Below are 10,948 nucleotides of genomic sequence, written 5' to 3'. Positions count from 1 at the left end.
TAATTCCATTGCGAGATGATGGTGCAGGATTTAGCCGCTAAAACTTTGGTGGCGCTTCGGTGGCTTTTATTTCACGCAGATCAAGAACGAGCGCGCGAACATTTATGCCTTTGATTTCATGGCTCACCGCGGACTGACAAATTCATTTTATGTGACACTGCGCAATGCCGCGGTCGGTTTATATCCGCATTCAGCGATAAATGACTAGCATACGACGCTTAAAAGGGTGAAATTTAAATTTAAAATTTGCAGATAAAATTCTACGCCTAAAGCCGACGAGGGTGCGACAAGATTATGGCAAGATTATAATTAAAAGGTAAAATTTGAAAACTGAACTAGAAAATTCCGCGCAAGAAACCTCGGCGCAAAAGCGAGAAGATCCTGGCAAAAATCGCTTTGGTGCGCGCAGTCTGTGGCTGATATTTGCCGCGATTTTTAGCGCGATTGCGGCGACGTTTTGTTGCCTGCCTGCGCTTTTATTTTTGATTTTCGGCGCGAGTTTTTCCATTTTTTCAGGCGCGGAGGCGCTGGAAGGTTACCGCGCGCCGCTTTCTGCGTTAGCGCTTTTTTGCTTCGCGCTCTCGGCATTTTTCTTTTTCAAAAAGCCACGCGCATGCTCGCTGCAAAGCGGGCGCAAAAAATGGATTCTGATCTACGCGCTCTTAGGAGCCTTGCTTGCCTTTATGCTTACATATCCCGAAATTTTAGGAGGGCTTTATGCGTAAAATTTTGTTTTTGATGCTTGGATTTACGGCGCTTTTTGCCGACAAAGAGGTTAAAATTTACGTGGAAAAAATCCACTGCCCGCTCTGCACTACGATCGTGCGAAAGGCGCTTTTGCAAACGCCAGGCGTGATAAGCGCGAAGGTTTCGCAGCAGAGCAAAACCGCGACCGTCGTAGCAAAGGATGATGCAAATGAGACCGCGATGCTTGAGGCGATCGCAAAAACGGGCTATGAGGGCGTAATCGTAAAATAAAAATCCCCGGCAAAATTCAGACTAAATTTTAAATAAAATTCTTGCTAAATTTCGGTAAAATTCATGTGACTTTGCGTAAAATTTCATTTTGCGCAGCTTGCCTGCAGCGTAAGCTAGCGCGATTGAAATTCTGCGCGTATTTTGCGGAAGCGCTATGTCGGCGCTGTCGCGTTTAAATTTAGCGGTATGTGTCGCCGCATATACTCCGCGCTACAATAAATTCTAAAGGAGCAAACATGCAAAAAAACGAGGTTATGAACGATTTTAAAAAGCTGTGCGAGATACCGCACTGTAGCTGCGAAACGGAGCAGATGAGGGAGTTTTTAGCGGATTTTGCGCGCTGCCAGGGCTTTAGCGTAAACGTCGATGAGGCAGGCAACATCCATGCCGTAAAGGGCGAGCCTAAAATCTGCTTGCAAAGCCACTACGACATGGTTTGCGTGGGCGCGGCGCCCAATTTAGAGCTCATCGAGGAAAGCGGCATCCTAAGGGCGAAAAACTCGACTCTAGGCGCTGACGACGGCATCGGCGTGGCGATGATGATGGGCGCGATGCGGGAGTTTGCGAATTTAGAGTGCTTATTTACCAACGACGAAGAGGTCGGGCTCGTGGGCGCAAACGCTTTTAAGAGTAAAATTTTATCGCCCAATCTGCTAAATTTAGACAGCGAAGAGGACGACCGCGTGACGCTGGGCTGCGCCGGCGGCATAAACGTAAGCGCAAAAATAGACGCCGCGAGCGTCAAAAAGAGCGGTAAAATTTACGAGATCGGCGTTACCGGGCTTAGCGGCGGACACTCGGGCAACGAGATACACAAAAATATCCCAAATGCAACGAAGCTGCTGGCGAAATTTCTCGCCGAGGAGGGCTGCGAGCTAATCAGCCTGGATTTTGGCGAGAGGAGCAACTCGATCCCCGCAAATGCCGTGTGTAAGGCGCTGTGCGCGCATGAGCCGGCGCAGCGCGGCCTAGCGTGGGTAAAGAGCCTAGGCGAAGGCGAAGCGGACGTGCTGGTAAACAGCGGCAAAATTTTGGCGCTCATTAACTCATTCGCTCAGGGCGTGCGCAGCTACGACACGCAGCTTGGCATGGTAAATGAAAGCATAAATCTCTCGACTGTTAAGCAAAAAGAGGGCGTGATCGAGTTTGACTTTTTCGGACGCGCAATGAAGCGTGATGGGCTCGAAAATCTAGGCTTTGAAACCGCTACGCTAGCTAGCGCGCTGGGTTTTGAGGTCAAAGTAACCGACCGCTCGGCGAACTGGGCGCCACACGTCAGCGACTTCGCACATCTAGTTCTTGAAGAGCTGCAAAAACAAAAGCCGCAGGCCAAATTTGCCGCCGTGCACGCAGGCCTTGAGTGCGGCGTACTGGTCGCAAAACAACCCGAGCTGCAAGCCTGCTCCATAGGTCCGAATATCCACTCGCCGCACTCCGTGAACGAGCACTGCGAGATAGCGTCGGTGGAGATGATGGGGGAAGTCGTAAGAAATATAATCGCTAGACTGCAATAAATTTAGCGGCTTGTCTTTTTGTCCTATACTTCGTTGGATTCAAATTTTACTCGGTCACTACCGACGAGGTAGCTCCCGCCCTTAAATTTAAATCCGCCTCGTCTAGAACAAAAATATTTCGCCTTTAAAATTTAACGGCGCTTCCTCTTTTGAGCGTTTTTATAGAAATTACGCTTGTAGCATTGCTACGATAGTTTTGAAATAAATTTGAAAATTTTAATCTAAGATAGGCTTTATGCCTAGCCTTAATTAAAATTTTCTGCACAACTTTCAAAACGACCTCACGATACGTTGTCTTAGCTTCTTGCATTACAAATTTGATTTTAAAATTTGCAGCGATTTTTATAAAATACAGATCATAATAAACACAGCTACCAAGAATCAAAATTTTAAAATTTCGTCAAATTTAAGCTCGCATCTGCAGGCTGAAATTTTACGGAAAATTCTTATCTTTGCTGCTGCACAGCTCGTTTAAAAAGCACTCTTTGCAGTTCGGCTTGATCGCCTTACAGGTGTAGCGACCGAAAAGCACCATACCTTGGTGTAGCTTGCCAAGATCCGTCTTAAAAGCCTCGCTTAGATCACGCTCCGTAAGCTCGGGCGTCTTTGCAGCGCTCAGCCCCAGGCGATGCGCGACGCGAAAGACGTGCGTATCCACCGCCATTACGTTTGCGCCCGCGCCCTCTAAAAGCACGACGTGAGCGGTCTTTTGCCCCACGCCCGCAAGAGATTTTAGCCCCGCTTCATCAAGTGGCACGACGCCGCCGAAATCGCGAACTACCGCCTGCGCCATTTTGATTAAATTTACCGCTTTGTTGTTGTAGAAATTACACGAGCTGATTAGCAGCTTTACGCTCGCCAGATTGGCCTTTGCGAGCTCTGCAACGCTTGGGAATTCCGCAAAAAAGCGCGGCGTGATCAAATTTACCCGCTTGTCGGTACACTGCGCGCTAAGCATCACGCAGACCAAAAGTTGATAGTTGTCTTTAAATTTCAGCTCGCTGCGCTCTTCTGCGAAGTTTTGTAAAATTCTCTTTTTTATCTCTAAAATATCTTTTTTGCTTCTCATTTGTATTTCCTCAAGGCGGAATTCTACCCTAAAATTCTAAAGTACAGTTTGATTGTTAACAACTTTGAGTTATAATCGCCATTAAAATTTTTTTAAGGAATTGTGATGAAAAAAGTTTTATTTACAGCACTTAGTTTGGCTGCCGCTATCAGCCTTAACGCTACCGTTTACGCTACCGTAAATGGCAAAGACGTAACCGAAAAAGAGCTTGCTCCGCTACTTCAAGGCATAGGCAACGTAGATATCGCTGCTCTTAACGCGGATCAAAAAAAGGAGCTTATCGATAAAGGCATCGATCTGATGCTACTAACGGATGAAGCTAAAAAATCGGGCGTTATGGACGAAGATGTTTATAAAAAAGAGCTTGAAATCGTAAAAGATAACTTAGCGCTTCGTGTATGGCAGGCTAAAGAAGCCAGCAAAATAAATATCGACGATAAAGAAATAGCCGATTTTTATAACAAAAACAAAGCGCGCTTTACCGAGCCTGCGAGAATCAAAGCGGCTCAGATCGTCGTTAAAACCGAAGCTGAGGCAAACGATATTATTAAGCAGTTAAAAGGGCTTAGCGACAGTGCACTATTTACTAAATTTGCAGAGCTTGCCAAAGCTAAATCTATCGATCCGCAGGCTAAACAAACCGGCGGCGAGCTAGGCTGGATGCCTAGCGATCAGGTCAAGCCTTTTGCCGATGCGATCTCTAAGATAAAAGATGGTCAAATCACTACTAAAGCTATTAGAAGCAGAGTCGGATATCACGTCGTATTAAAAGAGGAGTCTCAAGCTAAAAAGCAGTTAAGTCAAAGCGAGGCAAAGCCTTTCATTGAGCGCGTGCTTAGACAGCAAAAAGCAGCAAAAGTAGTCGAGCAAAAAGCGGCAGATCTTCACAAAAACGCTAAAATCGAGTATAAATAATATAGGAGCTAAAAATGGGCGTTTTAGATATAGTAAAACCGGGCGTTTTAAGCGGCGATGACGTAAGTAAGGTCTATGCGTATGCGAAGCAGCAGGGCTTTGCGATCCCTGCAGTAAACGTAGTGGGATCAAATTCCATAAACGCCGTCTTGGAAAGCGCTAAAATCGCAAATTCGCCCGTAATAATTCAGTTTAGCAACGGCGGCGCGGCGTTTTATGCAGGCGCTACTTGCCCTAATGCCGCAGTATTGGGCGCTATCGCAGGCGCGCGCCAGGTGCATGCTTTGGCGGCTCATTATGGCGTTGCGGTGATTTTGCATACCGATCATGCCGCAAGGAAGCTGCTTCCGTGGATTGACGAGCTCATCGAAGCTAATGCCGCTCATAAAAAAGCTCACGGCGTGCCGCTGTTTAGCTCACATATGCTTGATCTTAGCGAGGATGATTTGGAGTTAAATTTAGCGACCTGCGAGAAGTATTTGGAAATTTTAAGCGATCTTGGAATTTCGCTTGAGATCGAGCTTGGCGTCACAGGCGGCGAAGAGGATGGCGTCGATAATACCGGCGTCGATAATGCGCGGCTTTACACCCAGCCCGCAGATGTCGCGCTTGCTTACGAGCGACTAAGCAAAATCAGCGATAGATTTAGTATCGCAGCAAGCTTTGGCAACGTCCACGGCGTGTATAAGCCGGGCAACGTCGTGCTGCGACCCGAAATTCTAAAAAATTCGCAAAAATTCGTCCGCGAAAAATTTAATCTGCAATCCGAAAAGCCCGTAAATTTCGTCTTTCACGGCGGCAGTGGCAGCGAGACCTCCGATATCAAGGCGGCCGTGAGCTACGGCGTCGTTAAGATGAATATCGACACTGACACGCAGTGGGCATTTTGGGACGGCGTGCGCGCTTATGAGGCCAAAAATCGCGGTTATTTGCAAGCTCAAATCGGCAATCCGGAAGGTGAGGATAAACCGAATAAAAAATTCTACGATCCGCGCAAATGGCTGAGAGCAGGCGAGCAGAGTATGGTGGCGCGCTTGCAAGTCGCATTTGACAATCTAAATTGCCTAAATAGGAACTAATATGGATCGCCCAAATAACGAAGTGCTCGATATCACGCTACCTGAGGCGAAGGAGCGCTCGTTAGCGGGCGTTTTTTTTAAGATCGCAGCTCTGCCAATTGCGGTTTTTGTGGTGTTTTTGCTGGGCTATTTGGGGCTTATCGGGCTGAAGGTAGAGACGCACTCGATCCTGATGCTTGCAGTTTTGCTCATTATTGCACTAATTTTAGCTCGTCATAATGCAGAATATGGCTGCTTAAATTTTCAAAATAATATCGATGATTTCAAGCGTGAGCTAAAGAATTACATCGTCGCCAATCTCTTAAGTATCGGCGGCAAAAAAAAATCAGATGCCAGCTTTGATCTTTTTGTGGACGAATACGGCTATTCGCTGCGTAATCAAAACTACGCTTCCGTCGCGTCGGCAGTCTTTCCGATGCTTGGAATTTTAGGAACTTTCATCTCGATTGCGATTTCGATGCCACACTTTTCCTCAAGCAATATCGATGGGCTCGAAACCGAGATCGCGCAGCTTCTAGGCGGCGTAGGTACGGCGTTTTACGTCTCGATCTATGGAATCTTTTTGGCGCTTTGGTGGATATATTTTGAGAAAAAAGGCATTAGCAAATATGAGCGTCTGCTCATCAAATACAAAAATTCCACTAAAAATTTTTTCTGGAACAAAGACGAAATAACACAGGGCTATCTGAGTGAAATTTTAAACGCTAATTCTGAAATTTCGCGCTCATTTGCGATGATGAGCTCTACGAATTTTACCGAAAGGCTAAACCGCCTAATCGATGAAAAAATCGGCGCGTTTGAAAGCGTGATGGAAGCCGAGAAGCGAAGTATGGCGATTACACAAGAAGAGCTTGAAAAGGCAGGAGAGATGATCCAAAGGACAAATCTCGCTCACGGTGAGCTAGATAAGAGCTTCGCTCAAATTTTATCTGCGCTTAAGTCCGTGTCTGCAAGCCTAATCGAAATTCAAAACGGAATTTCCGCGCAGTATCTAAGCCAGTCTAAGACTTTAACGGACGGGCAAGGCGAGCTGGCTAACATTACTAGTGCATTAAGCACTCAAATCAAGAGCCTAAATGCTTCCTTGGGCGGGTTTGCGGGCGAAATTTCAAGTTCACAGAATGCTTACGCCGCTAAAATTGACGCTAGCTTTAAGGGATTAAGCGCGGATTTGAAGGCCCTTTTAGCTGGAGAGGACACTGCGCGAACGAGCAACGAAAGCATCATCGAAGAGCTTCGAAAAACGCTTGCGAGCATCGATGAAAAAGCACTTTTAGATGAAAACGAATAACGAAGAAAAAGAGACCTTTTGGATCGCGTACGCCGATTTGATGGCGGGACTGCTTTTTGTTTTCGTGCTTTTAGTAGGCGGCATCATCGTCAAATACTTCCTCACGCAAAGCAATCTGCAGGAGAAAGAAAGTCAAATTTCAAGCGCGCTAGCAAGCCTGCAAAGCCAGGAGAAAAAAAGCGCCGAGCTTGAGGCGCTGAATAAAATTTTTAGCGACCAGCTCGAGAAACTAAACATCGAAAACACGGACCTTCGCAAGCAAAATTCCATCTATTTCATACAGATCGAAGATCTAACCGAGATGGCGGAGAAGCTGAAAAAAGAAAATTTAGACATCAACTCGCTTCTGCAAAAAGCGCGCGACGACGCCAACGCTACGATCAGTCAAAACGAGCTTAAAATCGCCTTTTTGCTCGATCAGCTCACGCAGAAGCAGAGCGATTTTAATAAAATTTTACAAGACCTCAACGTCACGAAAAACCGCATCCGCAACCTCACTGGAATGAAGGTCAAGATCATCGCCGATCTGAAGGAAAAGCTGGGCGGCAAGATCCGCATCGATAACGAAAGCGGCGCGATGACGCTAAGCTCGTCGATCCTTTTCGACAAAGGCTCAAGCGAGCTGAAAGAGGGCGCCAAAGAGACGCTCCGCTCGACGCTGCAGAGCTATTTCACCACGCTTTTGAATAACGATGAAATTCGCGAAAATTTAGATCAGATCATCATCGAAGGGCACACGGACAGCGACGGCGGGTATTTGTACAACCTCGAGCTGTCGCAAAACAGGGCGTTTGCTGTGATGGATTTCATCAACTCGTGGAATAAAGACGAGCGACTGCAAAAATATCTCATCGCCAGCGGTCGCAGCTACACGCAGCCCGTGATGCGTAGAGGCGTCGAGGACAAGGACGCTAGCCGCCGCATCGAGATAAAATTTACCCTTTCAAACAAAGAGGCGATGGAGGAGATCAGGAAATTTTTGCAGTTCGACGCGAACGCTACGAATTAGTAGCTCGCCCTTAACGGCTCGCTCGAAATTTTAGTCCGCAAAAAGGAAGAGCTTAAAATTTTAAAATTCCTAAAGAATTAACGGCTCATCTGAAATTTCAACGGCGGCGGAATGCATCCGTTTATTTTGGCACGAATGTCGTAAAAGGGAGTGGCTCGCTAAATTTTATGCAGCGTTTACGCAGCATCTGCCGCAGCGGAATGGATATAAATTTTAAGCCCTGCATATTTTGACGCGCTTTTAGCGCTGCCACGCGATAATATGGTTTAAATTTAGACTTTTAATTTAAGCTGTAAATTTAAGCAGGCTCACGGGCGGCTTAAAAATTTAAATGAATTAAAAGCCTAGCTCATTTAACTTTTTATATCCGTCGCAACCGACTTGAGATCCTAAATCGCAAGCCTTATTTAAATATTTTTTTGCAGTGTTTGTATCCTGTTTTACGCCTTCACCATAGAAATATGAAATCCCAAGATTATAGCAACCGTCGGCAAATTCCAAGCGACAAGCCTTCGAAAATAGCTCGTTTGCTTTTTTAGAATCTCGCTCTACGCCCTCGCCCAAATAGTATAGGACTCCCATATTGTAGCACCCATTGACTAATCCTAGATCGCAAGCCTTAGAATATAACTCATATGCTTTTTTGTAGTTTTGCTTTGTGCCACTACCATTTTCATATGAATTCCCGAGATTATAGCAGCTTTGGGCAAGCTCTAACTCACAAGCTCTAGAGTATAGTTCATTCGCTTTTTGGTAGCTTTGTTTTACGCTTTCCCCTTTTTCATATAAAATTCCAAGATTATGACAGCTTTCGCCATGTTTTAAATCGCAAGCTTTTGAATATAGCTCGCTCGCTTTTTTGTAGTCCTGTTTTACGCCTTCGCCAGATGCATATAAAAGCCCGAGATTGTAGCATCCGTCACCTTCTTGCAAATCGCAAGCCTTGGAAAGCAGTTCGGTTGCTTTTTGGTAATCTTGCTTTACTCCCTTGCCTGAGTGGTATAAAACACCCAGATTGCCGCAAGCTATGCTATTTTTTAAGTCGCAGGCCTTAGAATACAGTTCGGTCGCTTTTTTATAATCTTGCTCCGCGCCCTTGCCGTATTCGTATGACGCCCCCAAGGTGGTGCAACCCCAGCCGTCGCCCAAACTACAGGCTTTAGAATTTAGCTCCCTTGCTTTTTCATAATTCTGCTTCACGCCATCGCCCGAATAGTATGCCATGGCGAGATTCACGCATGCTAAGGTATTGTTGCTATCGCATTCGCTTTGTAATCTGCTTATACCGGGATCTTCTTGTTCCGCCGATGGCAAAGCCATGGCTTCTGCTAGCGATAAGGCCGCCGTAGCGATCAGCGCTAAAAATATCTTTTTCATACATCGCTCCATTTAAAATTTCGGCTATTTTATTTCATTTTCGCTTAATCTTTTGAAAATCGGCGGGCCCAAAAGGTCTTTAAATTTATACAGCCGCGAGCTTAAAGGCGAAATTTAGCAAAAAGCGTTAAAATTCCAAGCATTACAAGGAGCAAAAATGAAAATTTTAAAAAGCACGGACGCAAATTTCAAAGAGGAATTTGCGAGGTTGGTGCGCCGCGGCGAGACGGACATGAGATCGGTAATGCCCGTCGTAAGCGGTATCATCGAAGATATCAGAGCGCGCGGCGATGAGGCGCTAGCTGAACAGATTGAGAAATTTGACAGATGGCGCGTGCAGGGCGATCTGGCTATCACGCAAGAGCAGATGAGTCTTGCGTATGAAGGCTTAACCGCAGAGCTTAAAAACGCGCTACAAGTCGCATACGAGCGCATCTACGCCTATCATGAAAAGCAGCTTGAGAGAAGCTGGTTTAGCTTCGATCCAAGCGGCGCGATGCTCGGGCAAAAAATTACGCCCGTGGATCGCGCGGGGCTGTATATCCCGGGGGGCAAGGCAGCGTATCCGAGCTCGCTTCTGATGAACGCGATCCCCGCAATCGTCGCGGGCGTAGAGGATATCAGCGTCTGCACCCCCGCCGTGGGCGGCGTCGTAAATGAGCTACTGCTTGCGGCTATGCATGTGCTGGGGATCAAAAAGGCCTACAAAGTGGGCGGCGCCAGCGCGATCGCGGCGATGGCATACGGCACGCGCACGATCGGCAAGGTCGATGTCATCACGGGTCCCGGGAATATCTTCGTCGCAACTGCTAAAAAGCTCGTGTTCGGCGACGTAAATATCGATATGATCGCGGGCCCTAGCGAAGTGGGCATCATCGCAAACGCCGCGGCAAATCCGCGCAACATCGCTGTGGATCTGCTCAGCCAAGCCGAGCACGACGAGATCGCGAGCAGCTTTTTGATAAGCGACGATGAAAAATTCGCTCTTGCCGTCGCAGAGCATATCGAGCGCGAGCTGCCTACGCTTGCACGTGAACCGATCGCTCGCGCCAGCATCCAAAACAAGGGCGCGATCATCATCGCGCGCGATATGAACGAGTGCGTGGAGCTGATGAACGAGCTTGCGGTCGAGCACCTCGAGATCGCGACCGAAAACGCCTACGAGCTGCTTCCGCGCATACGCCACGCAGGCGCGATATTTTTGGGTCACTACACGCCCGAGGCGATGGGCGATTACCTCGCGGGCCCCAACCACACGCTGCCGACAGGCGGAAGCGCGCGATTTTTCTCGCCTCTGGGGGTTTATAACTTCATCAAACGAAGCTCGATCATAGCGCTAAATAAACGCGCCATAGACGAGCTCGGAGGCGTGTGTATGGCGCTAGCGGACGCAGAGGGGCTAGGCGCGCACAAAAAATCGGTGCAGATTAGATTTGAAGAGAAGTGATTTTACGCTGTAGCTCCAAGAGACGGCAAGGTCGGAATTTTAAAGAGCACCGGCGGTTGTTGCTAAACCAAGAGCCGAAATTTTAAAATTTAAAGATGAGTTAAATTTTAAAAAATATAAGCGTCGCGGCGAGATTAAAATTTTAAAATTTCAAAAGCGCTATAAATTTAAAAAAACGGTCGTATTTGATTAAAATTTAAGGCAAATTTACTAAGCGAAATGATATACTTTCGCTGATTTTTTACAAGGAGAGAAAAATGAAAAAATCA

General features: G+C 46.8%; 10 protein-coding genes. 8 read left to right on the top strand and 2 right to left on the bottom strand.

Features of this window, described 5'->3' with window-relative positions; translation table 11 throughout:
- The first annotated feature begins 323 nt into the window (after positions 1 to 323).
- From Q0372_RS05990 to Q0372_RS05980, 3 genes are all read left to right on the top strand, one after another.
- Positions 324 to 725 (top strand): aryl sulfotransferase, encoded by a 402-nt coding sequence (locus Q0372_RS05990; protein WP_298103777.1) that lies wholly within the window; start codon positions 324 to 326, stop codon positions 723 to 725.
- Positions 718 to 978 (top strand): heavy metal-associated domain-containing protein, encoded by a 261-nt coding sequence (locus tag Q0372_RS05985; RefSeq protein ID WP_298103773.1) that lies wholly within the window; start codon positions 718 to 720, stop codon positions 976 to 978. Before Q0372_RS05990 ends, Q0372_RS05985 begins: the two co-directional genes overlap by 8 nt.
- Before the next feature lie 236 nt (positions 979 to 1,214).
- Positions 1,215 to 2,492 carry a M20/M25/M40 family metallo-hydrolase gene (locus tag Q0372_RS05980; protein ID WP_298103770.1) on the top strand — a complete coding sequence of 426 codons (1,278 nt, stop codon included), beginning with the start codon at positions 1,215 to 1,217 and terminating at the stop codon, positions 2,490 to 2,492.
- Positions 2,493 to 2,925: 433 nt separating this feature from the next.
- Here Q0372_RS05980 and nth read toward each other — a convergent pair whose 3' ends face one another.
- Positions 2,926 to 3,561 (bottom strand): endonuclease III, encoded by a 636-nt coding sequence (gene nth, locus Q0372_RS05975; protein ID WP_298103766.1) that lies wholly within the window; start codon positions 3,559 to 3,561, stop codon positions 2,926 to 2,928.
- 105 nt (positions 3,562 to 3,666) lie between these two features.
- Here nth and Q0372_RS05970 point away from each other — a divergent pair, with 105 nt between their 5' ends.
- The 4 genes from Q0372_RS05970 to Q0372_RS05955 are packed head-to-tail and all read left to right on the top strand — an operon-like array spanning position 3,667 to position 7,855.
- Entirely contained in the window at positions 3,667 to 4,476 is an 810-nt protein-coding gene (locus Q0372_RS05970) for a peptidyl-prolyl cis-trans isomerase (RefSeq protein WP_291936539.1), read from the top strand.
- A 14-nt stretch (positions 4,477 to 4,490) separates the two neighbouring features.
- Positions 4,491 to 5,555: a class II fructose-bisphosphate aldolase gene (gene fbaA, locus Q0372_RS05965; RefSeq protein WP_298103763.1), complete on the top strand. Its 1,065-nt coding sequence runs from the start codon at positions 4,491 to 4,493 to the stop codon at positions 5,553 to 5,555.
- Position 5,556: 1 nt separating this feature from the next.
- A complete protein-coding gene (locus tag Q0372_RS05960; RefSeq protein ID WP_298103760.1) occupies positions 5,557 to 6,846 on the top strand; it encodes a MotA/TolQ/ExbB proton channel family protein in 1,290 nt (429 codons plus the stop codon).
- A complete protein-coding gene (locus Q0372_RS05955; protein WP_298103757.1) occupies positions 6,833 to 7,855 on the top strand; it encodes an OmpA family protein in 1,023 nt (340 codons plus the stop codon). The genes Q0372_RS05960 and Q0372_RS05955 overlap by 14 nt, the downstream gene beginning before the upstream one ends.
- 336 nt (positions 7,856 to 8,191) lie before the next feature.
- Here the strand turns inward: Q0372_RS05955 and Q0372_RS05950 are convergent, their stop codons facing one another.
- Positions 8,192 to 9,232: a tetratricopeptide repeat protein gene (locus Q0372_RS05950; RefSeq protein WP_298103754.1), complete on the bottom strand. Its 1,041-nt coding sequence runs from the start codon at positions 9,230 to 9,232 to the stop codon at positions 8,192 to 8,194.
- 157 nt (positions 9,233 to 9,389) lie between these two features.
- On the opposite strand from Q0372_RS05950, the gene hisD reads away from it, so the two are divergent.
- The gene (hisD, locus tag Q0372_RS05945) at positions 9,390 to 10,679 is read left to right on the top strand and encodes a histidinol dehydrogenase (protein ID WP_298103751.1); all 1,290 of its coding nucleotides are present in this window, start codon (positions 9,390 to 9,392) and stop codon (positions 10,677 to 10,679) included.
- Positions 10,680 to 10,948: the final 269 nt, after the last annotated feature.

The organism is uncultured Campylobacter sp. (assembly GCF_937997405.1).
GTDB lineage: Bacteria > Campylobacterota > Campylobacteria > Campylobacterales > Campylobacteraceae > Campylobacter_B.
The sequence above is the reverse complement of the archived record's forward strand: the minus strand, read 5'-3'. Positions and strand labels throughout refer to the sequence as shown.

Bases quoted from the DNA above. Each gene is read 5' to 3' on its own strand.
- nth (WP_298103766.1), bottom strand. From the start codon at position 3,561: ATGAGAAGCAAAAAAGATATTTTAGAGATAAAAAAGAGAATTTTACAA.
- Q0372_RS05970 (WP_291936539.1), top strand. From the start codon at position 3,667: ATGAAAAAAGTTTTATTTACAGCACTTAGTTTGGCTGCCGCTATCAGC.
- hisD (WP_298103751.1), top strand. From the start codon at position 9,390: ATGAAAATTTTAAAAAGCACGGACGCAAATTTCAAAGAGGAATTTGCG.
- fbaA (WP_298103763.1), top strand. From the start codon at position 4,491: ATGGGCGTTTTAGATATAGTAAAACCGGGCGTTTTAAGCGGCGATGAC.
- Q0372_RS05955 (WP_298103757.1), top strand. From the start codon at position 6,833: ATGAAAACGAATAACGAAGAAAAAGAGACCTTTTGGATCGCGTACGCC.
- Q0372_RS05980 (WP_298103770.1), top strand. From the start codon at position 1,215: ATGCAAAAAAACGAGGTTATGAACGATTTTAAAAAGCTGTGCGAGATA.
- Q0372_RS05985 (WP_298103773.1), top strand. From the start codon at position 718: ATGCGTAAAATTTTGTTTTTGATGCTTGGATTTACGGCGCTTTTTGCC.
- Q0372_RS05950 (WP_298103754.1), bottom strand. From the start codon at position 9,232: ATGAAAAAGATATTTTTAGCGCTGATCGCTACGGCGGCCTTATCGCTA.
- Q0372_RS05960 (WP_298103760.1), top strand. From the start codon at position 5,557: ATGGATCGCCCAAATAACGAAGTGCTCGATATCACGCTACCTGAGGCG.